The organism is Pseudomonas sp. NPDC086581 (genome assembly GCF_044746165.1).
GTDB lineage: Bacteria > Pseudomonadota > Gammaproteobacteria > Pseudomonadales > Pseudomonadaceae > Pseudomonas.
Map to the genome: position 1 here is coordinate 141,600 of NZ_JBIVBR010000007.1, position 24,021 is coordinate 165,620.

At 66.2% G+C, this 24,021-nt stretch carries 23 protein-coding genes; 12 read left to right on the plus strand and 11 right to left on the minus strand.

Annotation, left to right across the window (positions count from 1 at the left end):
• Positions 1-44: 44 nt before the first annotated feature.
• Together ACIPK7_RS15725 and ACIPK7_RS15730 are read right to left on the minus strand one after the other, a co-directional pair.
• Positions 45-791, minus strand: a complete 747-nt coding sequence (locus ACIPK7_RS15725) for a helix-turn-helix transcriptional regulator (RefSeq protein WP_192432679.1) — start codon at positions 789-791, stop codon at positions 45-47.
• A gap of 182 nt (positions 792-973) precedes the next feature.
• Entirely contained in the window at positions 974-1,927 is a 954-nt protein-coding gene (locus ACIPK7_RS15730; RefSeq protein ID WP_401088760.1) for an AraC family transcriptional regulator N-terminal domain-containing protein, read from the minus strand.
• 92 nt (positions 1,928-2,019) lie between these two features.
• Here ACIPK7_RS15730 and ACIPK7_RS15735 point away from each other — a divergent pair, with 92 nt between their 5' ends.
• Entirely contained in the window at positions 2,020-2,853 is an 834-nt protein-coding gene (locus ACIPK7_RS15735) for an oxidoreductase (RefSeq protein ID WP_401088762.1), read from the plus strand.
• Between the two features lie 465 nt (positions 2,854-3,318).
• Here the strand turns inward: ACIPK7_RS15735 and ACIPK7_RS15740 are convergent, their stop codons facing one another.
• Entirely contained in the window at positions 3,319-4,233 is a 915-nt protein-coding gene (locus ACIPK7_RS15740; protein ID WP_401088764.1) for a LysR substrate-binding domain-containing protein, read from the minus strand.
• A 154-nt stretch (positions 4,234-4,387) separates the two neighbouring features.
• Here ACIPK7_RS15740 and ACIPK7_RS15745 point away from each other — a divergent pair, with 154 nt between their 5' ends.
• The 9 genes from ACIPK7_RS15745 (at position 4,388) to ACIPK7_RS15785 (ending at position 14,810) form a co-directional block, all read left to right on the plus strand.
• On the plus strand, positions 4,388-5,215 hold the full coding sequence (locus tag ACIPK7_RS15745) for a MaoC family dehydratase N-terminal domain-containing protein (RefSeq protein WP_192432675.1): 828 nt from the start codon (positions 4,388-4,390) through the stop codon (positions 5,213-5,215).
• Positions 5,216-5,262: 47 nt separating this feature from the next.
• Entirely contained in the window at positions 5,263-6,423 is a 1,161-nt protein-coding gene (locus tag ACIPK7_RS15750) for an acyl-CoA dehydrogenase family protein (protein ID WP_401088766.1), read from the plus strand.
• Between the two features lie 18 nt (positions 6,424-6,441).
• Positions 6,442-7,791, plus strand: a complete 1,350-nt coding sequence (locus ACIPK7_RS15755; RefSeq protein ID WP_401088768.1) for an MmgE/PrpD family protein — start codon at positions 6,442-6,444, stop codon at positions 7,789-7,791.
• Positions 7,792-7,871: 80 nt separating this feature from the next.
• Positions 7,872-9,062, plus strand: coding sequence for a CaiB/BaiF CoA-transferase family protein (locus tag ACIPK7_RS15760; RefSeq protein WP_192432672.1), 1,191 nt, complete (start codon positions 7,872-7,874; stop codon positions 9,060-9,062).
• Positions 9,063-9,076: 14 nt separating this feature from the next.
• Positions 9,077-9,910 carry an HpcH/HpaI aldolase/citrate lyase family protein gene (locus ACIPK7_RS15765; RefSeq protein WP_401088770.1) on the plus strand — a complete coding sequence of 278 codons (834 nt, stop codon included), beginning with the start codon at positions 9,077-9,079 and terminating at the stop codon, positions 9,908-9,910.
• A 227-nt stretch (positions 9,911-10,137) separates the two neighbouring features.
• The gene (locus ACIPK7_RS15770) at positions 10,138-11,055 is read left to right on the plus strand and encodes a LysR family transcriptional regulator (RefSeq protein ID WP_192432670.1); all 918 of its coding nucleotides are present in this window, start codon (positions 10,138-10,140) and stop codon (positions 11,053-11,055) included.
• Between the two features lie 108 nt (positions 11,056-11,163).
• Positions 11,164-12,372: a M20 aminoacylase family protein gene (locus ACIPK7_RS15775; protein WP_192432669.1), complete on the plus strand. Its 1,209-nt coding sequence runs from the start codon at positions 11,164-11,166 to the stop codon at positions 12,370-12,372.
• Positions 12,369-13,643: an MFS transporter gene (locus ACIPK7_RS15780; protein WP_401088775.1), complete on the plus strand. Its 1,275-nt coding sequence runs from the start codon at positions 12,369-12,371 to the stop codon at positions 13,641-13,643. Before ACIPK7_RS15775 ends, ACIPK7_RS15780 begins: the two co-directional genes overlap by 4 nt.
• Positions 13,644-13,700: 57 nt before the next feature.
• A complete protein-coding gene (locus ACIPK7_RS15785; protein ID WP_401088777.1) occupies positions 13,701-14,810 on the plus strand; it encodes a M14 family metallopeptidase in 1,110 nt (369 codons plus the stop codon).
• A 33-nt stretch (positions 14,811-14,843) separates the two neighbouring features.
• Here the strand turns inward: ACIPK7_RS15785 and ACIPK7_RS15790 are convergent, their stop codons facing one another.
• From ACIPK7_RS15790 to ACIPK7_RS15805, 4 genes are all read right to left on the minus strand, one after another.
• Positions 14,844-15,023 (minus strand): hypothetical protein, encoded by a 180-nt coding sequence (locus tag ACIPK7_RS15790; RefSeq protein ID WP_024762799.1) that lies wholly within the window; start codon positions 15,021-15,023, stop codon positions 14,844-14,846.
• A 165-nt stretch (positions 15,024-15,188) separates the two neighbouring features.
• The gene (locus ACIPK7_RS15795; RefSeq protein WP_192432666.1) at positions 15,189-15,635 is read right to left on the minus strand and encodes a hypothetical protein; all 447 of its coding nucleotides are present in this window, start codon (positions 15,633-15,635) and stop codon (positions 15,189-15,191) included.
• Between the two features lie 327 nt (positions 15,636-15,962).
• Positions 15,963-17,756 carry an acyl-CoA dehydrogenase gene (locus ACIPK7_RS15800; protein WP_192432665.1) on the minus strand — a complete coding sequence of 598 codons (1,794 nt, stop codon included), beginning with the start codon at positions 17,754-17,756 and terminating at the stop codon, positions 15,963-15,965.
• Between the two features lie 291 nt (positions 17,757-18,047).
• Positions 18,048-18,389, minus strand: a complete 342-nt coding sequence (locus tag ACIPK7_RS15805) for a hypothetical protein (protein ID WP_192432664.1) — start codon at positions 18,387-18,389, stop codon at positions 18,048-18,050.
• Positions 18,390-18,506: 117 nt separating this feature from the next.
• Between ACIPK7_RS15805 and ACIPK7_RS15810 the strand changes: the two genes are divergently transcribed.
• Positions 18,507-19,280: an ABC transporter ATP-binding protein gene (locus ACIPK7_RS15810; RefSeq protein WP_401088780.1), complete on the plus strand. Its 774-nt coding sequence runs from the start codon at positions 18,507-18,509 to the stop codon at positions 19,278-19,280.
• A gap of 33 nt (positions 19,281-19,313) precedes the next feature.
• On the opposite strand, the gene ACIPK7_RS15815 is transcribed toward ACIPK7_RS15810, so the two are convergent.
• The 3 genes from ACIPK7_RS15815 to ACIPK7_RS15825 are packed head-to-tail and all read right to left on the minus strand — an operon-like array spanning position 19,314 to position 21,564.
• The gene (locus tag ACIPK7_RS15815; RefSeq protein WP_401088782.1) at positions 19,314-19,664 is read right to left on the minus strand and encodes a hydroxyisourate hydrolase; all 351 of its coding nucleotides are present in this window, start codon (positions 19,662-19,664) and stop codon (positions 19,314-19,316) included.
• The gene (locus ACIPK7_RS15820) at positions 19,661-20,170 is read right to left on the minus strand and encodes a nucleoside deaminase (protein WP_401088784.1); all 510 of its coding nucleotides are present in this window, start codon (positions 20,168-20,170) and stop codon (positions 19,661-19,663) included. Before ACIPK7_RS15820 ends, ACIPK7_RS15815 begins: the two co-directional genes overlap by 4 nt.
• 56 nt (positions 20,171-20,226) lie before the next feature.
• On the minus strand, positions 20,227-21,564 hold the full coding sequence (locus tag ACIPK7_RS15825; RefSeq protein WP_401088786.1) for a nucleobase:cation symporter-2 family protein: 1,338 nt from the start codon (positions 21,562-21,564) through the stop codon (positions 20,227-20,229).
• 180 nt (positions 21,565-21,744) lie between these two features.
• Here ACIPK7_RS15825 and ACIPK7_RS15830 point away from each other — a divergent pair, with 180 nt between their 5' ends.
• Entirely contained in the window at positions 21,745-22,659 is a 915-nt protein-coding gene (locus ACIPK7_RS15830; RefSeq protein WP_401088788.1) for a LysR family transcriptional regulator, read from the plus strand.
• A 126-nt stretch (positions 22,660-22,785) separates the two neighbouring features.
• Here the strand turns inward: ACIPK7_RS15830 and ACIPK7_RS15835 are convergent, their stop codons facing one another.
• Positions 22,786-23,982 (minus strand): MFS transporter, encoded by a 1,197-nt coding sequence (locus tag ACIPK7_RS15835; RefSeq protein WP_401088790.1) that lies wholly within the window; start codon positions 23,980-23,982, stop codon positions 22,786-22,788.
• Positions 23,983-24,021 lie beyond the last annotated feature (39 nt).

Below are 24,021 nucleotides of genomic sequence, written 5' to 3' on the forward strand. Positions count from 1 at the left end.
CTCTCGCAAGGCCGACAACCTGTCTCGCGAAAATGACAAACTGCTCAGCCGCGCGCCGCCAGGTAGTGGCTGGGCGATTGCCCAAGGATGCGCTTGAAGGTCTGCGAGAACGCACTCGGACTCTGGTAGCCGTGCTCCAGCGCAACCTCCAGCACCGAGGCGCCGGCGATCAGGCGTTGCAGGCTGAGGACCATGCGCACGCGGGTGCGCCAGTCGCCGAAGTTCATGCCCAGTTCGCGCTGGAACAGGCGGGCGAGGGTGCGGCTGCTCATGTTCAGCTGCCGCGCCCAATCCTCCATGCCGGTTTCATCCGCCGGTGCGGCGATCACCGCGTTGCACAGGCGCAGCAGGCGCAGGTCCCGCGGCATGGCGAGGTGGATACCGACCGTCTGCGCTGCGTCCATTTCGACCAGCAACAGTTCGTGCAGGCAGCGGCGGCGGTGCTCGCTGCCATCGCCGGCCTGCACCGCAGTGGCCGCAACCAGCAGCTCGCGCAGCAGCGGTGTTACCGCGATCAACTGGCAATGCTGGCCGCCCCAGGGCCAGGTGGAGGCGGGCATGAACAGGGTGCGCATGCGCACGCTGCCGAACATGCGGATCTGGTGCTCGGTGCCCGGCGGCACCCACAGCGCGTGGCCGGCTGGCACGACCCAGTTCTTCTGCGCCGCGCCCACCAGCATCACGCCGGAGATGGAGTGGATCAGCTGCGCCTGCGAGTGGCAGTGCAGGAGGATTTCCTCGCCATCCTGATGGTCGTAGGCCAGCGCTTCGAGGGATAGGGCGCAGGTCATGCTGTCGTGCCTTCGGGGCGGGTGGGCGTGTCGAGCGGGTTCATGCAGGGCTCCTGGGGGAGCCTGCAGTCTAAGTGAAACTTGAGGCAGGTAATCGGCGATATGTGGCTGTAAATATCCTGTTTCAGCAATAAATAATCTAGAAGCGGTGGATTCATGAAATTTCTCCCATGTTTCACGCTTCAGTGAGACGAAACGTAAGCCGAAGCTTCCTGCACCGGCGGAATCGCGAAGTTCTCCCGCATGCGCTGCGCCTCCGCCAGTGGCGTGCGGCCGAACAGACGCTTGAACTCGCGGTTGAACTGCGAGGCGCTGGCGTAGCCGACCGCCAAGCTCGCCGCCTGCGCCGTCATACCCTGGCGCACGATCAGCAGCCGCGCCTGGTGTAGCCGCGTGCACTTGAGGTACTGCATGGGCGAGGTACGGGTAATGGCTTTGAAGTGGCTGTGGAAGGACGGAACGCTCATGCCGGCTTCGCTCGCCAGCTGCGGCAGGTCCATGGGCTGCGCGTAGCTCGTGTGAATGCGTTGCAGGGCCTTGGCGATGTTGCCGAAGCGGCCACGCATGGCCAGCGCCGCGCGCATGGCATTGCCCTGGGCGCCAGTGAGCACGCGGAAGTACAGCTCGCGCAGCAGCGCTGGCGCGAGGATCGTTGCCGCCAGCGGATCGCCCAGGGCTTCGAGGAAACGCAACACCGACTGCGTCAGTGCCGGGTCCATCGGGCTGGAGAACAGGCTGCGCGGCGCATCTTCGGTCAGCGGCGTGCCCGATTGGTCGATCTGCAACATCAGATCGGCGGCAAGCTGGAAGTCCAGATGCAGGTAGATGGCCAGGAGCGGGCGCTCTGGTGTGGCGTCGGTTTCCATGGTGAAGGGCACCGGAACCGCGACGGCCAGGTAATGCTGTTCGTCGTAGACGTAGATTTCATCGCCGAAATAGCCGCGCTTGCAGCCCTGGCAGACGATCACGATACCGGGGTCGTAAAGCACCGGGGTGCGCGCGAGCGGGCGATTCGAGCGCAGCAAGCGCACACTCGGCAGCGCGGTCAAGTTGTAGCCCTCCTGTGGGGCCAGTGCTGCCAGCAGGGCGATCATGCGAGCCGGTTCGGTGCCGGGTACTTCGACAGGCGTATTCATAGAATCAGGCAATAAAGGCAGAGATTCAGGCCTGCGAAAGGGAGTTGAGGCCACGTATTGTGCACTCAATTTCCCTGCAATGGAGCCACCCTATGTCATCTCCCAAGACCCTGCTGATCACCGGCGCCAACAGCGGCTTCGGCCTGGCCCTGGCGCGCGAGGCGCTGTCCGTTGGGCATCGCGTAGTCGGCACGGTGCGCACCGAGCAGGCCCGCGCTGATCTCGAAGCATTGGCGCCCGGCCAGTGCTTCGGCCGGCTGCTCGACGTGACCGCCTTTGACGCCATCCCCGGCGTGGTCGAGGAAATCGAAGCCAGCGTCGGCCCCCTGGACGTGCTGGTGAACAGCGCCGGCTACGGCCACGAGGGCATCCTCGAGGAGTCGCCGCTGGATGCGATGCGCCGGCAGTTCGAGGTCAACGTCGTCGGCGCCGTGGCGATGATCCAGGCCGTGCTGCCGCACATGCGCGAACGCAGGCGTGGCCACATCCTCAACATCACTTCCATGGGCGGCTACATCACCATGCCCGGCATCGCCTATTACTGCGGCAGCAAGTTTGCGTTGGAGGGCATCAGCGACGCGCTGGGCAAGGAAGTCGAGGGCTTCGGCATCGCGGTGACCGCCGTGGCGCCGGGTTCTTTCCGCACCGATTGGGCCGGGCGCTCCATGGTGCGCAGCCCGCGCTCCATCGCCGACTACGACGCGCTGTTCGACCCGCTGCGCCAGGCGCGGCAGGAAAAGAGCGGCAAGCAACTGGGCGACCCGCAGAAAGCCGCGCAAGCGATGCTGGCGGCTATCGGTGCTTCGGTGCCGCCACGGCATCTGCTGCTGGGCAGCGACGCGCTGGGCCTGGTGCGGCAGAAGCTGTCGGCACTGCAGGACGAGATCACCCAGTGGGAGGCGTTCAGCCGTTCCACCGACGGCTGAGTTGCCGGTCAGTAGCCGGCGTTGCGCGCCTCTGGGCGTAGGGTGCACCTGCTAATCCGTCGCGGTAACCGCCACGGTGGAGCCGTGCTGCCTGCCGTGCCGTTCGATGGCGTGGCCGACGTCGCCCAGGCGCTGGACGCCTGAACCGAGCGATTGCGGGCCAGCGGCGAAGGGCACGAATTGCTGCGAGGGGCCAGGCCTTGCTCGATGGCGAACTGGTACTCCTGCAGGGCGACGCCGAAGCGCCTGCGGCGCTGCTGGAGAACGGCGTGCGCCTGGCGCGATCCTGCGCCGCCCCCTACATCCTCCATGGCCTGCTGGGTCTTGGCGGAGCGGGCACGCCTGTAGCAGTTGCGCGAGGCATGCCAGATCCTGCGTGTCAGGCGCTGGCGAGCGAGGTCGAGCATGCCTTGCACAGTGAAGCTCGGCGTGCGTCGGCGGACCCAGGCCATCGTCCGCGCGAAGTCACTGGGGCTGCTCAGTTGAACCTACGTCCTGCATGCCGCGCAGCAAGTCCACCAGCGCCCGGGCGCAGGCCGGCAGCGCCTCGCGGTCGCGCAGCAGCACGCTGCGTTCGCGCACCACCCAGGGCTCGTCCAGCGGCAGAATTCGCAGATTCATGGTGCGGCTGTGGCGGATGGCGGCGGTCTCCGGAATCACGCCGATGCCGACCCCGGCCTCGACCATCCGGCAGATGGCTTCGAAGCTGGCCACCTGGATACGCAGGTTGAGGTCGCCGCCCACGCGCTCCACCCGTTCGCGCAGGAAGCTCTGCAGCGTGCTGCCTTCGTGCAGACCGATGTGCGGATAGTCCAGCGTGTCGGCCAGGGTCAGGCGGGGCAGGGCGCACAACGGGTGCTCCGGCGCCACGGCGAGCACCAGCCGGTCGGTGCTGAAGTGGACGATCTGCAGGCCTTCTGCGCGTACCGGGCCGGCGACTATTCCCAGGTCCGCCGACCCGTCGAGGATGGCGCGGACGATGTCGCGGTTCAGCCGCTCCTGCAGGTCGACGCTGACGCCGGGGCGCTCGGCGAGGAAGTCCGCCAGCAGTTCGGGGAGGAATTCGGTGACCGCCGTGGTGTTGGCGAAGATGCGGATGTGCCCGACCTGGTCGCCGGCCTGGCCGCTGAAATCGCTTTTCAGGTGGTCCACCTGGCGCAGGATCAGGCGCGCGTGCTGCAGCAGGCGCTGGCCCGCCGGGGTCAGCTCGACGCCACGGTTGTCGCGGTAGAGCAGGCGGCAGTCGAGTTGGCCTTCCAGCGCCTTGATCCGCGCGCTGGCGGCGGCCGCCGAGAGATGGGCGCGGCGGGCGCCCTGGGTCAGGCTGGGGGCTTCGGCGATGTGCGCGAAAAGCCGCAGGTCGGCGAGGTCGAAGTGCATGAGCGGTTCTCCGCGAAGCGACCGACAGCGGCGCTAGGCTTGAAGTGTGGAAATGGCGTTAGGAATTGCCTAACGCTGGATTATGAAAATGTGGATTCGACGAACGCAAGCCCTGTTGCATGCTCCGTTCATCAAACCTGCCAAGAGGTCCGCAATGAGCGATTCACCCTACGCCGACTGGATCGGCCGCTCCCAGGAGCGCGAGGAAGAACTGAGTACGCTGCTGGTCCGCCGTCTGGCCGTGACCCTGGCCGAAGACGCCCCGGCCGCCGGCGAGGCACTGCCGCCGCTGTGGCACTGGATGTTCTTCCAGGATGAAGTGACCGAGCCGGGCCTGGGCGCCGACGGCCATCCGGCGCGCGGCGGCTTCCTGCCCCCGGCCGATGGACGCAACCGCATGTGGGCGGGCGGTCGCCTGGAGTTCCATGAGCCGCTGCGGGTCGGCGGCGTGGCGAAACGCACCACCACCATCCTGAACGTCGAGGAAAAGCACGGCCGCACCGGCTCGCTGCTGTTCGTCACCCTGCGCCACGAATTCGCCCAGGACGGCCGCCTGGCGTTCAGCGAGGAGCAGGACATCGTCTACCGCGAGCCCACTCCGCCCAAGCTCACCAGCGGCGATGCGCTGCCCGCCGGCGACTGGAGCGAGGCCGTGGTGCCGTCGCCGATCCTGCTGTTCCGCTACTCCGCGCTGACCTTCAACGGCCACCGCATCCATTACGACTGGCCCTACGTCACCGAGGCCGAGGGCTACCCCGGCCTGGTGGTACACGGCCCGCTGATCGGCACCCTGAACCTGCGCGCGTTCTGCCGCGCCAACCCCCAGGCACGCCTGCGCCGCTACGCCTACCGTGGCCTGCGCCCGCTGATCAGCCCCGAACCGTTCGACGTCGGCGGCCGCCTGAGCGGCCCCGGCAAGGCCGAAGTCTGGGCCGGCAACGGCGCCGGCATCGCCCAGCGCGGCGAAGTGGAATTCGACTGACCGCACCTTTCCCGGTGCCTCCAACAAGAAAGACATGAGGTGTTTCGATGACGTCCACCCCCGAAGAACTCCAGGCCATTCGTGACGGCGTGCGCGCCCTGTGCGCGGAGTTCCCCGCCGAGTACTGGCGCAAGATCGACGAAGAGAAAGGCTTCCCCGAGGACTTCGTTCGCGCCATGACCGAAGCCGGCTGGCTCTCGGCGATGATCCCGGAAGAATACGGCGGTTCGGGCCTGGGCCTAGCCGAAGCCTCGGTGATCCTCGAGGAGGTGAACCACTGCGGCGGCAACTCCGGCACCATCCACGGGCAGATGTACAACATGTTCACCCTGCTGCGTAACGGCAGCGCCGAACAGAAGGCCTACTACCTGCCCAAGCTCGCCAGCGGCGAGCTGCGCCTGCAGTCCATGGGCGTCACCGAGCCCACCACCGGCACCGACACCACCAAGATCAAGACCACCGCCGTGCGCCAGGGCGACAAGTACGTGATCAACGGCCAGAAGGTGTGGATCTCGCGCGTCCAGCACTCCGACCTGATGATCCTGCTGGCCCGCACCACGCCGCTGGCCGAGGTGAAGAAGAAGTCCGAAGGCATGTCGATCTTCCTCGTCGACCTACGCGAGGCCATCGGCAACGGCCTGATCGTGCAGCCCATCGCCAACATGGTCAACCACGAGACCAACGAGCTGTTCTTCGACAACCTGGAGCTGCCGGCCAGCAGCCTGATCGGCGAGGAAGGCAAGGGCTTCAAGTACATCCTCGACGGCCTCAACGCCGAGCGCACGCTGATCGCCGCCGAGTGCATCGGCGACGGCCGCTGGTTCACCGAGAAGTCCGCGCAGTATGCCCGTGACCGCGTGGTGTTCGGCCGTCCGATCGGGCAGAACCAGGGCGTGCAGTTCCCCATCGCCGAGGCGCATATCGAGATCGAGGCCGCTGACCTGATGCGCTGGCGCGCCTGCCAGGAGTACGACAGCGGCAAGAACGCCGGCGCCGCCGCCAACATGGCCAAGTACCTGGCTGCCAAGGCCAGCTGGGAAGCGGCCAACGCCTGCCTGCAGACCCACGGCGGCTTCGGCTTCGCCAACGAATACGACGTCGAACGCAAGTTCCGCGAGACCCGCCTGTACCAGGTGGCGCCGATTTCCACCAACCTGATCCTGTCGTACGTGGCCGAGCATCTGCTCGAACTGCCGCGCTCCTTCTAAGCCGGGACGAGAAGAACAATGAACAATACCCATGCCCTGGCCGAGTTCCTTGCCGGCCTGCGCTACGAAGACCTGCCCACGTCCGTGGTCGAGTACACCGAGGAACTGTTCCTCGACTGGCTCGGCTCGGCCCTGGCCAGCCAGAATCGCCACCCGATCCCGCTGTTCCAGCGTTACGCCCAGCGCATGGGCCCGGCCAGCGGTAAAAGCCGCGTGCTGGTGGACGGCACCTCGACCTCCGCGTACTTCGCCGCGCTGGTCAACGGTGCCAGCTCGCACCTGGTGGAGCAGGACGACCTGCACAACAGCTCCGTGCTGCACCCGGCCACCGTGGTCTTCCCGGCGGCCCTGGCAGCCGCGCAGGAGCTGGGCAAGTCCGGCCGCGAACTGATCCTCGCCAGCGTCGCCGGCTACGAGGCCGGCATCCGCATCGGCGAGTTCCTCGGTCGCTCGCACTACCGCATCTTCCACACCACCGCCACGGTCGGCACCCTGGCTGCCGCAGTGGCCGTGGGCAAGTTGCTGGGCCTGGACAGCCGGCAGTTCGTCAACTGCCTGGGCAGCGCCGGCACCCAGGCCGCCGGGCTCTGGGAGTTCCTGCGCGACGCCGCCGACTCCAAGCAGCTGCACACTGCGAAAGCCGCCGCTGACGGCCTGCTCGCCGCCTACCTGACGGCCGATGGCCTGACCGGCGCGCAGAACATCCTCGAAGGCGAGCAGGGCATGGCTGCCGGCATGTCCAGCGACGCCGACCCGAGCCGTCTGGTGGACGGCCTGGGCACCCGCTGGGCGCTCTGCGAGACCTCCTACAAGTTCCACGCTTCCTGCCGCCACACCCATCCCGCCGCCGATGCGCTGCTGGGCCTGATGCAGCGTGAAGGGCTCGAGCATGGCGACATCGCCCAGGTCACCACCCGCGTGCACCAGGGCGCCATCGACGTGCTCGGCCGCGTAGTCGTGCCGCAGACCGTGCACCAGGCGAAATTCTCCATGGGTACCGTGCTGGGTCTGATCGCCGTGCATGGCAAGGCCGGTCTGGTGGAGTTCGAAGAGTTCTCCCTGAACGATGCCGAGGTCTCTGCCTTCCGCGAGAAGGTCAGCATGCAGCTCGATGCGGAAGTGGACGGTGCCTACCCGCGGCGCTGGCTCGGCCGTGTGGACGTACTCACCACCGACGGCCGCCAGCTGCACGGCGCCATCGACGAGCCCAAGGGCGATCCGGGCAACGGCCTGAGCCGTGCGGAGCTGGAAGACAAGTTCCGCCGCCTGCTGGCCTTCGCCGGCCAGCGCAGCCAGGCCGAAGCGGATCGCCTGGTGCAGGCCAGCTGGGCTCTGCACCAGTTGCCGAGCCTCGACGTCTTCCACTGAGTCTGCCACGGGCGGCTGGATGGCCGCCCGGTACTTCTGACTATGCACGTCGGCCAGCCGGCCGGCGTCTGGAGTTGCCCATGAGTTCGCGTCCCCTCGACGGCATCACCGTCGTCAGCCTGGAACACGCCATCGCCGCGCCGTTCTGCACCCGTCAGCTGGCCGACCTTGGCGCCCGCGTGATCAAGGTCGAGCGCCCCGGCGTCGGCGACTTCGCCCGTGGCTATGACGAGCGCGTGCGCGGCCTGGCCTCGCACTTCGTCTGGACCAACCGCTCCAAGGAAAGCCTGTCCCTGGACCTCAAGCAGAAACCGGCGCAGGCGGTGCTGGAGCAACTGCTGGAAACCGCCGACGTGCTGGTGCAGAACCTCGCGCCGGGCGCCGCCGCGCGTCTGGGCCTGTCCTTCGACGCGCTGCATGAACGCTTCCCGCGGCTGATCGTCTGTGACATCTCCGGCTACGGCGAAGGCGGCCCCTACGAGCAGAAGAAGGCCTATGACCTGCTGATCCAGAGCGAGAGCGGCTTCCTCTCGGTAACCGGCGGACCGGGCGCCGACGAGATGGCCAAGGCCGGTTGCTCGATTGCCGACATTTCCGCCGGCATGTACGCCTACAGCGGCATCCTCTCCGCGCTGCTGCTGCGCGGCCGCACGGGGGAGGGCAGTCGCGTCGAGGTATCGATGCTCGAAGGCATGGCCGAGTGGATGGGCTTCCCCATGTACTACGCCTTCGACGGCCAGTCGCAGCCGCCGCGCGCCGGCGCTGCCCACGCCACCATCTATCCCTACGGGCCGTTCCCCACCGGCGACGGCGGCAGCGTCATGCTCGGCGTGCAGAACGAGCGTGAATGGAAGCTGTTCTGCGAAGTGGTCCTGCAGCGTCCGGAGCTGGCGGTCGATCCGCGTTTCACTGCGACCAGCCTGCGTGTGGCCAACCGCGACGCCCTGCGTGGGCTGATCGTCGAAGCCTTCGCCAGCCTCGGCGCCGAACAGGTGGTCGAACGCCTGGAGCAGGCGCAGATCGCCAACGCCCACGTCAACGACATGCGTGGCCTCTGGCAACACCCGCAGCTGGCCGCCCGCGACCGCTGGCGTGAGATCGACAGCCCGGCCGGCCGCCTGCCGGCGCTTTTGCCGCCGGTGAACAGCAATGCCTACGCGCCGCGCATGGATGCCGTGCCGGCATTAGGTCAGCAGACGGATGACCTGCTGCAGGAACTGGGTTATACCCCCGGTGATATCCAGCGCCTGCACGAGCAGGGCGCGGTATGACCCAGGAGAACCCAATGATTCAGCAAAGCCCGGCGGATTCCATCGTACGAACCGCGCTGTTCGTCCCCGGCAGCCGCCCGGAGCGTTTCGCCAAGGCCCTGGCCAGCGGCGCCGACGTGGTGATCGTCGACTTCGAGGACGCCGTCGAGACGTCGCTCAAGGCCCAGGCTCGCAACAATCTGGAGGCCTTCCTCGGCGCCAACCCGGAGGCCCGCGTGCGGGTTCGAGTGAACGCCGCTGGCGATCCGGAACAGGCAGCCGATCTCGAACTGTGTCGGCGCCTGCCCGGCGTCATCGGTATCCTGCTGCCCAAGGCCGAGCGCGCCATGCAGGTGCGCATCGCCGCTTCCTGCGGCAAACCAGTCTGGCCGCTGATCGAAAGCGCCCGTGGCCTGCTCGCACTGGACGAAATCGCCGCCTGCGAGGGTGTGGAACGCCTGACCTTCGGTGGCCTCGACCTGGCGCTGGATATCGGCATGAGCAGCGGCACCGAGGCTGCCGCGGTGGTTTATGACCAGGTGCGCCTGAGCCTGCTGTTGCATTCGCGGGTGAACGACCTGCAACCGCCGCTGGATACCGTGTTCCCGGCGTTCGACGATGCCGAAGGCTTCGCCGCGACCATCCGCCATGGCCGCGACCTCGGTTTGCTGGGCGCGCTGTGCATTCATCCGAAGCAGGTGGACGTCGCCCATGCGGCTTTGGCCCCGAGCGCCGACGAACTGGACTGGGCGCGACGGGTGGTGGCTGCCGCCGAGAGCGGTGCGGCGGCCTTCCAGGTCGACGGGCAGATGGTCGATGCCCCGGTATTGGGCCGCGCGCGGCGTCTGCTGGCCAGTGCTGGAAACTGATCGCCATTGGCGGGGCAGCCTTTGATGGGACCAGCCAGTAGGCGTCGCTCCGGATTGCCGCTGCGATGCACCGCCGCATCACACCCTGTCCTTTCAGTGATGCGGCGACGCCCAGAGGCGCTCCGCGACCCACCAGTCCAATCTCGTTTACCAACCGTTACTCACGCCGGCCTCGATTTTGCTTTATGTTCCGATCTGTTACCGATCCCCGAGCCGACGACCACTCCATGAAGTTGCATCAACTCCGCGCCATCGTCGCCATCTGCGAAAGCGGCAGCATCCAGGAAGCTTCGCGCCTGCTGCACATCTCGCAGCCCGCCCTGTCCAAGAGCATCAAGGAGCTCGAGGCCGAGTTGGGCGTGCCGCTGCTGGTGCGTTCCAACCGCGGCATCACCGCCACTGAATACGGCGAGCGCCTGGTGCGCCGCGCCCGCCTGGTAGTGGAAGAGGTGCGCCGCGCACGAGACGAGATCGAGACGCTGAAAGGCGCCATGGACGGCCGCGTGGCCATCGGGGTGTCACCGGTTACGCCCAGCCAGCAGTTCGCCAGTTGCCTGCTGCGTTATCGCAAGCGCTACCCCAAGGTGCAGTTGCAGATCAACGAGCTGCGCCCGGCAAAGCTGCTCGAAGGCCTGCGTGAAGGCCAGTTGGACCTGGTGCTGACCTCGCAGCCGTCCTCGCGCAACGTCGATGGCTTCCATTGGCAGGAACTCTACGCCCAACCCACCACACTGGCGGTGCGCAAGGGGCATCCGCTGCGCAACGCGCGGTCGCTCCACGAGTTGCTGGACGAAGAATGGCTGGTGCCTGATTCGCTGGACGTCTCCCTTGCCGGGCAGATGTTCGAGCAGTACCAGGTGCGCCACCCCGAGCGCGTCATCGAGTGTGCCTCGGTGGTGCTCTACGCAGAGCTGGCGGCCAACACCGACGCAGTGAGCTTCTGGTCGCGGCGGGTGTTCGACCTGCCGGTGGTATCCGGCACACTGGAAGCGCTGGACATCGCCGAAACCGTGCCGGGCACCGACATCTCGCTGGTCTGCCGTCCGCCAGAGTTGATGACCCGCGAGGCGCAGACCCTTGTGGACGAGCTGGTCTACGCCTTCAAGGGGCCGCACCTGCGCAAGGCGACTGATCCTGGTGGATGAAAGCCGCGTCGATAACCAGCCTTGATAAGCATGCGCGAAGGTCATTATTCAGCGCCTCGCGCGTGGGGCATCCTGCCGGCCACATCAGAACAATGAGCAGGATGCGGCATGAGTCAGCACCCCCTTACCCAGCACGAGACAGTCGAAAGACTATTCGCTTCCCAGGAAGCCTTCGCCCGGATTCGCCGGGACCTTCACCAGCATCCCGAGCTGGGCTTCGAGGAGGCGCGTACCGCCTCCATCGTCGCCGGCTACCTGCGCGAATGGGGCTACGACGTCCATGAAGGCGTAGGCGGTACCGGGGTGGTCGGTGTCCTGCGCCAAGGCAACAGTGCACGCAGCATCGGCATTCGCGCCGACATGGACGCGCTGCCCATCGACGAAGCCAGCGGCGTGCCCTACGCCAGCCAGCACGCTGGGCGCATGCACGCCTGTGGTCATGACGGCCACACCGCCATCCTGCTCTGCGCCGCCCGCGACCTGGCCGAGCAGCGCAACTTCGACGGCACCCTCAACCTGATCTTCCAGCCCGCCGAGGAAACCCTGGGTGGCGCCGTGGCGATGATGGACGACGGCCTGTTCGAGCGCTTCCCCTGCGACGCGGTGTACGCGCTGCACAACGCGCCGGGTCTGCCGGTGGGCTGCTTCCTGACCCGCGAAGGCGCGCTGACTGCATCCTCGGACCGTGTATCGATCCGCCTGACGGGCGTCGGCGGCCATGGCGCCATGCCGCATTTGACCAAGGACCCGATTGTCGCCGCCGCGGAACTGGTATTGGCGCTGCAAAGCGTCGTCGCTCGCAACGTGCCGTCCACCGAAGTGGGCGTGGTGACCGTGGGCATGCTCAAGGCGGGGGAGGCGGCGAACGTCATTCCTGACCACGCCGACCTGCGCCTGAGCGTGCGCGCCACCAAACCGGAGGTGCGCGAGCTGCTCAAGCGGCGCATCGGCGAGATCACCCGTGGCGTCGCCGATGTGCACGGCATGGAACTGCACTACGAGTACGAAGAGCTGGTGCCGGTGCTGGTCAACACGCCGGAGGAAACCCGCCTCGCGCGCCAGGTACTGACTGAACTGGTCGGACCGCAGCGGCTGCTCTCCGAGATTCCTTCGGGATTCCTTGGCAGCGAGGATTTCGCCTGGATGCTGGAGCGCCGTCCCGGTTGCTACATCGCCCTGGGCAATGGCAACAGCGGCCCCAGCGGCTGTATGGTCCACAACCCCGGTTACGACTTCAACGACGGCGCCATTCCCTTCGGCGCGGCGCTCTGGGTGCGGCTGGTGGAGACTTCGCTGTCGAGAGAGGAGCAGGCATGAAACAGCGCACCGTAGTCCTCATCCTGCTGATGCTGGTGATGGTCATCAGCGTACTGGACAAGACCATCTTCGCCTTCGCCGGCGCGCAGATCATCGATGAGCTGAAGCTTTCACCGACCGAGTTCGGCTTCATCGGCAGCGCGTTCTTCTTCCTCTATTCGATCTCCGGCGTGCTGGTGGGCTTCCTCGCCAACCGCTTCCCGACGCGCTGGATTCTCGCCGGGATGTCGGTGGTCTGGATGGCCTCGCAACTGCTGGTGGCGTTGTCCAGCGGCTTTGCCGCGCTGGTCGCCGGGCGCTTGCTGCTCGGCGCCGGCACCGGGCCGGGCACGGCGGTTACCCAGCACGCCTGCTTCAAGTGGTTTGGCCCCAAGGAGCGCGTGCTGCCCTCGGCGCTGATCCAGGTGTCGATCATGCTCGGCGCGGTGCTTGGCGCACTGAGCCTGCCACTGGCGATCCAGCACTTCGGCTGGCGCACCGCGTACTTCCTGCTGGCGCTGCTCGGGCTGGTCTGGCTGGTGGTCTGGTTGATCTTCGGCCGCGAAGGCCAGCAGACCGAGGAGGAGGGGCCGGGCCCGTCGCTGCGCCTGCCGTACAGCCGCCTGCTGCTCAACCGCAGTTTCCTCTGGATCACCCTGATGGGCTTCCTCAGCTACCTGCCCACCGCGCTGGTGTACAGCTGGGTGCCGGTGTACCTGCAGAAGGGCCAGGGCATGACGCCCATGCAGTCCGGCTACACGGTGATGGTGGTGACGGTCGGGGTGATTCTCGCCAACCTGCTGCTCTCCACGCTCTCGCAGCGTGCGATGAAGCGCGGCGCCTCGGTGCAGCGCGCCATGGTGTTGCCGCCGATGGCCTTCGCAGTGGTCGCCGGTGTCGCCTTCTGCGCGCTGACCCTGCTGCACGGCGATCGCCTGGCGATCCTGGTGCTCTACGCCCTGGGCGCGATCCTGGTGAACGTCCTGCCAACCTTCTGCAACACTCTGGTTGCCTACATCGCCCCGAGCGCCCAGCGCGGTTCGATGCTGGCCATTCACATTGGCGGCATGACTAGCGCCGGGATGCTCGCGCCGTGGATCGTCGGCCAGCTGGTCGAGTTGCGTGGTGGTGACATCGCCCATGGCTTCGAGACGGCGCTCGGCCTGTTCGGCGTGCTGACCGTGGTCGGTGCCATCCTCGGCTGCCGGATCATCGCCCCCGAGCGCACCCGCCAGTCCCTGCAGGGCGAGCACAGCGAAGCGCCGCTGCCCGGTGCGGTCGGCCACGCCTGATATTCCCCGAAGGGCCCGCCCAGCGGGCCCTGCAACATCTAATCATCCGGAGCGGTGATGAACCCGTCTGCCTGTTTCTCCCAGAGCTACGCCGAAGCGCGTGGCAAGTTTCTCGCCGCGTGCCTGTCCGCCGGCCTGGTCGTCGAATCCCACCGCCACCCGCTGGCCGGCCGCGATGGCGAACCGCTCGCGCTGGACGTAGCGCGGAGTGGTCCGCGCGATGCCAAGAACTTGCTGATCATCAGCAGCGGCTGCCACGGGGTGGAAGGTTTCTGCGGCTCCGCGGTGCAGGTTGCCCTGCTCAATGACCCTGACTGGCTGGAGCAATGCGCCAAGGCCGATTGCGCAGTGCTTTACCTGCATGCGGCCAACCCCTACGGTTTTTCCTGGTGGCGGCGCTGGACCCACGAGAACGTCGACCTCAACCGCAACTTCATCGACTTCTCCCAGCCGCGACAGCGCAACCAGGCCTACGCGGCGCTCGACCCGATCCTGATCCCGCACCGCTGGCCGTCCTTCGCCAGCCACCTGCGCCTGCTGCGCTACGCCATGCGCCACGGCCGCAAGCAACTGCAGGCGGCCATATCCAGCGGCCAGGACAGCCATCCCAACGGCCTGTTCTACATCGGCGCCAAACCGACCTGGAGCAACCAAGCCGTGCGCCAGGTGCTGCGCCAGCACGCCCGCAACTGCGCACGACTGGGCTGGATCGACGTGCACACCGGCCTTGGGCCAAAAGGCCACGGCGAGCGCATCTATGTGGGCGGGAACGACCCGCAGACGCTGGCGCGCACGCGCCGCTGGTGGAGCGATGAGGTGACTTCGGCGCACGAGGGGGGATCGGTGTCGGTGCAACTGCATGGGCAGATGATCCTCAGCGCTGCGAGCGAGTGTCCGCAGGCCGAGCTGACCGCCATCGCCCTGGAGTTCGGCACGCTGCCAGGGCTCCAGGTGCTCAAGGCGCTGCGCGCGGACCAGTGGCTGGCCAACAACCCCGGCGTACCGGCGGAGAAAGCCCTGCGCATCCATCGCCAGCTGCGCGATGCCTTCTACGTGGATGAAGATGGCTGGAAGCGCCGCGTGCTGGAACAGGCGGGCGAAGCGGCGCGGCAAGCCCTCGCCGGGCTCGGCGAGGCTCAGGCGGCGCCGGTTCGCGCGTCTCGCTAACAGAGAGGTTTGCGCTGCGGACCGTGGGCCCGATCAGCGGCCAGGCAGCATCGGCGTCAGATGCAGGATGTTCAGCAGGTGCGGAACGCGCAGCGGGTAGCAGGCCTGCAGGCGCACGCGCGCCTCGGAGAGGGTCATCTGGCGGGAAAACGAGCGCAGCACGGTCTTGCCCAGGCAGTGACCGTCCTGAAAATGCACGAGGAATTCATTCATGGCGAAGCGACAACGAGGAAACACGCACGAGGTGGCGCACAGGGCGCGAATAATAGCGACTTCGACGCGTTCATCGTTGCCATAAATCATCCTTTGCAGGAACAGTCCGACGGAACGCTCGTTCCGCCACCGGCCGAACCGACGACCGGCGGCGTCGGAAAAGGCCTAAAGCCCAGAAGCATGCTCGTAAGAGTAGTCCAGGCGCAGCACGTTGTAGTCCAGCCGCATGCCGAAGGCGTGCATGAAGAAGGCTTCCAGTTGCAGCTCCAGCGAGCGCGAAGTCAGCGTCGCCAGGCGCGCGCCCTGGCGGCGCGTGCGGCGGTTCACCGCAGTGAACTCCTCGTGGACTATGCCTTGGGCGGCGGGGTCCGCGATCAGTCGATAGCAACTGTCCGGCAGGTCATCGCGCTGGGTCGCGCTAAGGCTCAGTTCGGGATGGCCGTCAGCGTTGGTGATCAATTCCACGCTACAGCGCAGGCCCCGGTCGCGGGCGAAGCGCGAGGCCTCTTCGAAGGCCGGCAGGGCCTTCTGCAGGACCTGGATCTCGAAGGCGAGGAGGAATTGCTCGTCGAATTCGACGTCCTGGGTATTCCGGGGTGCCTGGTTCAACATCGCCGGCATCTCCTGTGTCGATGAAACGAGAAAACTTTCGTAAGCGAGTCGGGATCGCCAAAGTTTCGTCATCGCGGCATTGCAGGACACAACGCACACAGTCGGCCAGCAATGCCATTTGCCTGAACGAAAGGCCATCTCACTGAAGCGGCGAGACCCTGTCAACGAGCATTCCTGCATAACGGGATCCTTCCGCAATAGCCAAGTGTGCGCACGCTTGGTGCGCGGCCTGTTGTGGCCACGGGCGACAGGACCGACAGGGGGTGTAAAGTTTGCGTTACGGAATGTGGCCGCCCTCAGGCACTTCGGACGGGCGGCGATATCCGCTCAGAAGGCAAAGTCCTCCATCGCCAGAGCGGCGTCGCCCCCCTCGACGATGACCTGCGCCAGGCCCGGTGCGCGGGTGAGGAAATGCCCGGCATAGAACTGCGCGGTGCGCAGCTTGGCCCGGTAGAACGCGGCGTCGCCGCTGTTGTCGGCCAAGCGGTGGCGGGCCACCTGGGCGGAGCGCGCCAGCTGCCAGCCGCCGGTGACGATGCCGAACAGCTCCAGCAGCGGTACCGAGCCCAGTGCTACCTGGCGCACCTGATCGTCGAAGTGGTTCACCACGTAGTTCACCGCATCATCAAGGGCGTTGATCGCCGAGAACAGGCGATGACGAATCGCCGCCAGTTGCGGGTCGTCGTCCGGTAGCGCCAGTTGCGCTTCACGCAAGCGGGTGATGAGGGCGAAGGCGGCCGCGCCCTTGTCGCGGGCAATCTTGCGACCGATCAGATCGAGCGCCTGGATGGCCGTGGTGCCCTCATAGATCGGCGTGATCCGAGCGTCGCGCAGATGCTGGGCGGCACCGGTTTCCTCGATGAAGCCCATACCGCCATGGACCTGCACGCCAAGGGAGGCGATGTCCACCGCGCTCTCGGTGCACCAGCCCTTGATCACTGGGATCATCAGCTCGACGAAGGCTTGCCGCTCACGGCGCACGGTTTCGCTCGGGTGGCTGTGGGCCAGATCGGTCGCCAGTGCCACTTCGCAGGCCAGCGCGCGCATGGCTTCCACCCGTGAGCGCATCGACATGAGCAGACGACGCACATCCGGGTGGCGGATGATCGCGGCCTTTTCTCCCCCCGGTACGCCAATCTCCGAGCCCTGGATGCGCAGCCGGGCATAGGCCAGCGCGCGCTGATAGGCCCGTTCGGCCAAGCCGATCCCTTCGATGCCAACGGAGAAGCGCGCCGCATTCATCATGATGAACATGTACTCCAGGCCGCGATTCTCTTCGCCTACCAGCCAGCCTTGGGCGCCGCCCTGGTCGCCGAAGGCCAGCACGGCGGTCGGGCTGCCGTGGATGCCAAGCTTGTGCTCGATGGAGACGCAGCGCACGTCATTGCGCTCGCCCAGGCTGCCATCGGCGTTGAGCAGCACCTTGGGCACGACGAACAGCGAGATGCCTTTCACGCCGGCCGGCGCACCCGGCACGCGCGCCAGGACCAGGTGGACGATGTTGTCGGTAAGGTCGTGCTCGCCGTAGGTGATGAAGATCTTCTGCCCGAATACCCGGTAGCTGCCGTCCGCCTGCGACTCGGCGCGCGTGCGCACGGCGGCGAGGTCGGAGCCTGCCTGGGGCTCGGTGAGGTTCATGGTGCCGGTCCATTCGCCGCTCACCAGTTTGGGCAGCCAGGTCCGCTTCAGTTCCTCCGAGCCACGCAGCTCGATGGCCTCGATGGCCCCTCGGGTGAGCATCGGGCACAGGCCGAAGGCGACGTTGGCGGCGTTCCACATTTCCTCCACCAGCGCCGAAACCAGTCGGGGCGCGCCCTGGCCGCCGAAGTCGGGCGGGCAGGAGAGCGCATTCCAGCCCTTGTCGGCGAATCGTCCGTAGGCCTCGCGCCAGCCCTCGGCCGTGCGCACATCGCCGTCCTGCCAGCGCGCACCCTGGCGGTCGCCCACGCGGTTCAGCGGCGCCAGCACGCCCTGGGCGAAACGCGCGGCCTCGTTGAGGATGGCGTCCACCAACTCGGCATTCATCTCTTCCTGGCCGGGCAGCTGATTCAGCTTGTCGAGTTGCTGCAGTTCGCGCAGGACGAACTGCATGTCGCGCAGCGGGGCGATGTATTCACTCATGTCGGAACTCCTGTATGGCCAGCGGCGCGTCCTGGCCCAGATTGGTCGAAGACCCCATTAGAAGGGGGGACGAGCGGTGCTTCGCCCCTCTCTTCGAGTGGGTGCCGATCGGGCAGGGTCAGACAGTGGACCTGTTTTGGGCGCTGGAAGTTTTGAAGGGTAATTTTCGAGCGAGCGAGGAAGTTGGAGGTCGAGACGGAGATTGGGCGCTCGGGTGCGGCGCGCCGCTCTATATCGCTGGACTACGGGGCATTTAATTGCGGTTCAGTGTGCCTGTTGCGGTCGAGCGGGTCAGGTGGTGGGTGTGGAGGTCATTGCCCAAGTAATGAAGCTGGCGTTGGCCGCGGTGAACAGCAGGGCACCAAGAAATACGCTGTCGGCGATGCGGGTCATGATCTGGCCGCGGCGTGTGCGGTGGGCGCGCAGGCTCCAGTAGGCACAGAAAGCGGATACGACGTAGAGAAGCATATTCACCGCCACCAGGTCGTCGATGATCAAGTCATCATGACGCAGCGTCAGGATCACCCGGATGATGCCAATCACCGTCAGGCAAACGCCGACCATGGTGGCGGAGACGGAGAAGATGTGGACGCAGATATCGTCATCCAGGCTGGGAGGTTCATGTTCGCTCATTGGGCGCGCCCGCTTGTGGGAAATACCGAAAGCGTAGTTGCGATTCGATGAAGACTTGAGTGCCAGGCCTAACGCGCCTACTGTCAGCGGCTGCCCTCAGCCCGATATGAAAAGTCCATGATCGAATTCAATAACGTCACCGCCTACCAGCAGCAGACCCGCGTGCTGGATGGCTTTTCCCTGCACATTGGCGAAGGCGAGAAGGTCGCCATCCTCGGTCCCAACGGCGCCGGCAAGAGCACACTGCTCAAGCTGATCAGCCGCGAGCTTTACCCGGTGGATCGCCCGGACAGCTTGCTGAACCTGTTCGGCCTGCAGAACGTCACCCTGTGGGACCTGCGCAGCCGCATCGGCTTCGTCTCCCAGGACCTCCAGGAAGACTATACGCCGTTCACCCAGGCGCTGGATGTGGTGATCTCGGGCTTCTTCGGCGCCATCGGCAGCCACAGCCACCTGCAACCGACGCCAGAACAGGTCGAAAAGTCCCGCGAAATGCTCGCCGCCGTGGAGATGGGCGACTATGCCGAGCGCATGTTCCAGCGCCTGTCCACCGGCCAGAAGCGCCGCCTGCTGTTGGCCCGTGCGCTGATCCACGAGCCCCGGGCACTGATCCTCGATGAGCCGGCCAATGGCCTGGACATGGGCGCCAGCCTGCAGATGCTTACCCTGCTGCGGCGCTTCTGTGGCCCGGAGCACGCAATGATCATCACCACCCATCACCTGGACGAGATCATCCCGGAAATCGAACGCGTGGTGCTGATCGCCAACGGCAAGGTGGTGGCTGACGGGCCAAAGGCCGAGATTCTCACCAGCGAGCACCTGTCCGCGCTGTACCAGGCACCGTTGAAAGTGACTGAGCAGGATGGCTGGTATCGCTGCTGGCATGCCTGAGCAGCGCCAGGGCTTTCGCAACCCCGGCGCTGGTCAGGCTCCGCCACGGAAGCAGGAAAGGCCCCAGGCGGTGAGCTTGAACGGCAGGTGATAGTGCTGGTGCGCATCGCCAATGCCGAAGCGATAGATCAGCTCGTCGAGAAAGGGAGTTTCGGGCAGCGCAGTTCCGTTTGCCCGATAGAAGTCGGCGACCTGCAGGCGCACTTCGTAGACCCCGCTGCCAAACTGCTCGGCGAGCGCCTCCAGCCCCGGTAGCAGTCCTCGCCCATCGATGCTGCCGCGCAGGATGACGTCGCCATCCTGCCGCTTCACGCATAGCTCCAGCCCCTGCGCGACATGCCCACTGGCGATGTCGACGACATGGATGGAGAGGCCGCCATTCATTCCCAGAACCCCACATGGGCCGTCGCCGCCTCGTCCTCCAGCATTGGACCGTGCACGTCGATCACACGCTGGCCACGGGCAAAGACTTCCCGGCAGGGCAGGGAGAAGGTCGGGTTCTCCGGATGTGCGCCAGTCAGGCCCAGCAGCGAGTGCTCGGAGAGCGCGTAGACCACCCGACCGATGCCGGTCCAGTAGATCGCCCCGGAACACATGCAGCAGGGCTCGGCGCTGGTGTAGAGCGTGCAGTCGGCCAGCTCTTCCGGGCTCAACTGACGTGCGGCAAGAGCCGCTGCCACCAGTTCGGCGTGCTGGGTCGGGTCACCTTCGGGCGGCATGGAGTTGTTGCCGGCGCTGGCGATCACCCGCCCCTGGGTATCGGCCACCAGTGCGGCAAAAGGATGGCGTCCGCGTTCACGGGATTCCTCGGAAAGGCGGATCGACTGGCGCAGCAGGTCGAGATCGAGTTCGGAAAGTCCGGCGGGGGTGAGTTTGTTGAAGTGTGTCATAGGGGATCCGTGGGCAGTGAAGTAGTGCGTGCGCCCGCAGGCGCACGCCGGAATGGTCACTCGGTGACGCTGGCCTGGCCGGCGGGTTTGGCGGCAGGGCTCTTGTCGTTGTTGAGCAGCAGATTGAGCAGGATGGCGGTGATCGCGCCGAGGAAAATGCCGCTCTCCAGCACCAGCTTGAGCGGGCCGCTGGCGTGTTCGAAAAGGGCCGGGAAGGACATCGGCAGCACACCGACGCTGACCGAGACCGCGACGATGATGCCGTTGCGGGTGCCTTCGAAGCGCACGCGGGAGAGTTCCTGGATGCCGGCCACGGTGGTCATGCCGAACATCACGATGGCACAGCCGCCCAGCACCGGCGTGGGGACTGCTGCGATCAGTGCGCCGAGCTTGGGGAACAGCCCCATCAGCACCATGATTGCGCCAGCGGCGGCGACCACGAAGCGGCTCTTCACGTTGGAAAGGGCGATCAGTCCGGTGTTCTGGGTGAACGCGTTGTAGGGGAAGCTGTTGAAAATTCCGCCGAGCAGGGTTGACAGGCTGTCGGCGCGGAAGGCGTTGCCCAGGGTGCGCTGGTCGGTCGGCTTGCCCACCAGCTTGCCGATGGCCAAGCAGTTGCCGGTGGTCTCGGCCATGATCACCAGCATTGCCAGGACCATGATCAGGATCGGTGTGAGCGAGAACTGCGGGACACCGAAGGCCATTGGCGGGCTCAGCTCGAACCAGGCTGCTTCGCCCACCTGGCCGAAGTGGGTCATGCCGAAGGCGGCGGCGACCAGACTGCCGGCGATCAGCCCGATCAGCACGCTGAGGTTGCCGATGAACCCCGAGAAGCGTGCGTAGATCACCAGGGTAATCGCCACCGTAGTCATGCCCAGCAGCAGGTTGGCTGGTTTGCCGAAGTCCTCCGAGCCCGGATTGCCGCCGCCCAGCCAGATGGCGGCGGCAGGCATCAGCGAGATGCCGATGATGGTGATCAGGCTGCCGATGACCACCGGCGGAAAGAACCGCAGCATCCGGCTGAACACCGGCGCGATGGCGATGGTGATGGCACCGGCCGCTATCACCGCACCGAACACTTCCTGCAGGCCGAACTGCTTGCCGATCATGATCATCGGTGCCAGGGCGATGAAGGAGCAACCCTGGATCAACGGCAGGCGCGCGCCGAAGCGCCAGAAGCCGAGGGTCTGGATCAGCGTGGCGATGCCGGAGGTGAGCAGGTTGGCGTTGATCAGCGTGACGATCTGCGCCTGGGTCAGGCCCAGGGCGCTGCCGAGGATGAGCGGCACGGCGACGGCGCCGGCGTACATTACCAGGACGTGCTGCAGGCCGAAGGTGAAGAGCTGCCGCAGGGGCAGGATCTCGTCCACCGGGTGAACGCGGGTAAGGCTCATGTCATGAATCTCCTGAAGGTGCGGCTCTTATTGTTATTACGGGCGCCCGGAGTGACACGCAGCACAGTGGTCGGGGGCAGCTGCTGCCGATGTCGCGGGAGATAGTCCTGCGAAATAAGCGATGGAACAAATGAATAACCATCGCTAGCATCGATGGATCGAGTCAGGAAAGGAATCACCATGCGCTTTTCGCTGGAGCAGTTACAGGTGTTCGTCATGGCGGTCCAGGCAGGGTCCTTCTCCGCAGCGGCGCGGCGCCTGGGACGGACACAGTCCACGGTCAGTGCGGCGATCGCCAACCTGGAGGCGGACCTGGGGGTGGAGCTGTTCGACCGCTCCAGTCGGATCCCGGCACTCACCGCGGCGGGTCGCAAACTGCTGCTGCAGGCGGAAGCAGTACTGGAGCGCTGCTATGCCCTGGAGGGCAGTGCCGACAGCCTGGCAGAGCAGATCGAGCCATCGCTGACCCTCGCTATCGAGGTGCCGTACGGTTCCCTGATCCCGGCGCTGCGTGAGTTCGACGCGGTGTTTCCCTTCGTTGACCTGCTGATCCGCCACCCCGTGCATGGCGACGTCAGCGAGCTGGTGCTCAAGGGGGAGGCCGACCTCGGTGTGGCGTTCTCCCAGCCGGAATACCCGCAGGAACTGGCTTTCCAGCAGCTTGGCAAGCTGATCATGGCTCACGTCTGTAATGCGCAGTTCGCGCTGGCGCAGCGCGAACAGGTCGGATTCGCAGACCTGCGCGCGCACCGTCGCCTGGCCTACGTTGCGCATGCCCACAAGCTTCCCAGCAGCGAATACCTTCGCGCCACCCAGGTCTGGCAGGCGGAGAGCTACCTGGCGCTGGTGGAAATGGTCCGGGCCGGGCTCGGCTGGGCAACGCTTCCCCGGCAACTGATCCAGCGTGAGCTGGCGGCGGGCGAGCTGGTGGAGTTGCAATTGGAGGCCTACCCGCACACCGATTGGCTGGTGGGCGTCGACCTGCTCTGGCAACGCCAGCGACGGCCAGGCAAGGCCGAGCGCTGGCTACGCGAATGCCTGCAGCGCAGCAAGGTGTTCGAATTGGATCGGCGAGGCGTGTCCACGACCTTGTGAAGGTAATCAGCCGACAGGGGCTTAGGTAGTGGTCGAAGTGCTCCAGTACAAGCGTTGTTGGTGTATCGATCAATGCGCCACTGGACCTGCTGCCGCTGCGCATCTACGGCGCAATGTTGGTATAGGTCACCTAACGGCTCTCTTGCACGGCAGCATGGTCCAGGCGACGCCGCAAAGCAGAAGTGCGGCGACCAGTACATAGGGAGCGCGGCTGTCCATCTGATGCAGCAGGGTGCCCAGCAACGGGCCGCTGATCATGCCTAGCCCATGCACGGCCACCAGGCTGCCGGCAGCGGCGCCTTGCTCGTCTGCCTCTACGGCATTGGCGTTGAGCGCCGAGACGGCGGGGAAGACCCAACCCATGCCGGCGGCAGCGACGAAGCAGGAGGCGTAGAGCATCCAGGGTGCCACGGCGAAGCACACCGTGGCGAAGCCCAGCGCGGAGACGGTGCCACCAACGCTGATCAGGCGCAGCGGCGCCCAGTTCAGCTTGCGCACCAGCATCTGCGCACAGATCAGCGCCACACCCACTGACGTGAGCGCGATGCCGGCCACGCGGGCGGCGTCCGCCGGCGGCAGTTGCAGCCGGTCGAGGGCGAAGAAGCCGACAGTCATCTGCGCCACGGTCACGCACACCATGGCGATGAAGCCGAGGGTCAGCGAGCGGCGCAGACGTTTGTCGCTGATCGCCAGGGCTGGGCCCTTGCGCTGGTGGGCGCGCTCGTGATGCGGCAGCCACTTCCACAGCACGGCCAACGCAAGCAGCGGCAGCAGGCAGGTGAGCAGCAGCGGCAGTGCCAGACCGAGCATGGCCAGCAGGCCCGCGAAGCTCGGCCCGACTACCATGCCCACGGCGCTGGCGGCCCCCAGCCCGGCCATGGCCGAGGCGCGCTTGTCCGCGCTCACATGGTCCGCGACCAGCGCCGCGGAGCAAGCCGGCACGGCGGCATAGAAACCTCCCGCCAACCCGCGCAGTGCAACGATGCCAATGAAGGCCGGCAGCGGTGACATGGAGGTGTTCAGTGCCAGTGCCATGAACGCACAGAGCAGCGCGTAGGTCACTGCGAAGCCAGCCAGGCCGCTGAGCAGCACGCGACGGCGGCCGAGGCGGTCACTGGCGATACCCCAGACACGCGCCATGAGCATCCAGGCGATGCCGCCGACAGTGACCGTCATCCCCGCCTGCCAGGGTGCCAGGCCCAGGGTGCGCGCTACCGGACCAATCAGTGCGACGAAGGACATTACCGCCACCGTGCAGACGAAGGTTTCGAACATCAGTGGGCGCAGGTTGAGCGGGGGCGCCTGGGGCGGCATGGCAGTCATTTCAGCGTGGCTCCTTGGGATGGCGAGGCATTCTCCTCT

Coding starts and splice junctions, on each gene's coding strand:
- ACIPK7_RS15760 (WP_192432672.1), top strand. CDS start 7,872: ATGAGTTCGCGTCCCCTCGACGGCATCACCGTCGTCAGCCTGGAACAC.
- ACIPK7_RS15780 (WP_401088775.1), top strand. CDS start 12,369: ATGAAACAGCGCACCGTAGTCCTCATCCTGCTGATGCTGGTGATGGTC.
- ACIPK7_RS15740 (WP_401088764.1), bottom strand. CDS start 4,233: ATGCACTTCGACCTCGCCGACCTGCGGCTTTTCGCGCACATCGCCGAA.
- ACIPK7_RS15770 (WP_192432670.1), top strand. CDS start 10,138: ATGAAGTTGCATCAACTCCGCGCCATCGTCGCCATCTGCGAAAGCGGC.
- ACIPK7_RS15745 (WP_192432675.1), top strand. CDS start 4,388: ATGAGCGATTCACCCTACGCCGACTGGATCGGCCGCTCCCAGGAGCGC.
- ACIPK7_RS15735 (WP_401088762.1), top strand. CDS start 2,020: ATGTCATCTCCCAAGACCCTGCTGATCACCGGCGCCAACAGCGGCTTC.
- ACIPK7_RS15830 (WP_401088788.1), top strand. CDS start 21,745: ATGCGCTTTTCGCTGGAGCAGTTACAGGTGTTCGTCATGGCGGTCCAG.
- ACIPK7_RS15755 (WP_401088768.1), top strand. CDS start 6,442: ATGAACAATACCCATGCCCTGGCCGAGTTCCTTGCCGGCCTGCGCTAC.
- ACIPK7_RS15820 (WP_401088784.1), bottom strand. CDS start 20,170: ATGACACACTTCAACAAACTCACCCCCGCCGGACTTTCCGAACTCGAT.
- ACIPK7_RS15765 (WP_401088770.1), top strand. CDS start 9,077: ATGATTCAGCAAAGCCCGGCGGATTCCATCGTACGAACCGCGCTGTTC.
- ACIPK7_RS15825 (WP_401088786.1), bottom strand. CDS start 21,564: ATGAGCCTTACCCGCGTTCACCCGGTGGACGAGATCCTGCCCCTGCGG.
- ACIPK7_RS15790 (WP_024762799.1), bottom strand. CDS start 15,023: ATGAATGAATTCCTCGTGCATTTTCAGGACGGTCACTGCCTGGGCAAG.
- ACIPK7_RS15785 (WP_401088777.1), top strand. CDS start 13,701: ATGAACCCGTCTGCCTGTTTCTCCCAGAGCTACGCCGAAGCGCGTGGC.
- ACIPK7_RS15750 (WP_401088766.1), top strand. CDS start 5,263: ATGACGTCCACCCCCGAAGAACTCCAGGCCATTCGTGACGGCGTGCGC.
- ACIPK7_RS15810 (WP_401088780.1), top strand. CDS start 18,507: ATGATCGAATTCAATAACGTCACCGCCTACCAGCAGCAGACCCGCGTG.
- ACIPK7_RS15725 (WP_192432679.1), bottom strand. CDS start 791: ATGACCTGCGCCCTATCCCTCGAAGCGCTGGCCTACGACCATCAGGAT.
- ACIPK7_RS15730 (WP_401088760.1), bottom strand. CDS start 1,927: ATGAATACGCCTGTCGAAGTACCCGGCACCGAACCGGCTCGCATGATC.
- ACIPK7_RS15815 (WP_401088782.1), bottom strand. CDS start 19,664: ATGAATGGCGGCCTCTCCATCCATGTCGTCGACATCGCCAGTGGGCAT.
- ACIPK7_RS15805 (WP_192432664.1), bottom strand. CDS start 18,389: ATGAGCGAACATGAACCTCCCAGCCTGGATGACGATATCTGCGTCCAC.
- ACIPK7_RS15775 (WP_192432669.1), top strand. CDS start 11,164: ATGAGTCAGCACCCCCTTACCCAGCACGAGACAGTCGAAAGACTATTC.
- ACIPK7_RS15795 (WP_192432666.1), bottom strand. CDS start 15,635: ATGTTGAACCAGGCACCCCGGAATACCCAGGACGTCGAATTCGACGAG.
- ACIPK7_RS15800 (WP_192432665.1), bottom strand. CDS start 17,756: ATGAGTGAATACATCGCCCCGCTGCGCGACATGCAGTTCGTCCTGCGC.
- ACIPK7_RS15835 (WP_401088790.1), bottom strand. CDS start 23,982: ATGACTGCCATGCCGCCCCAGGCGCCCCCGCTCAACCTGCGCCCACTG.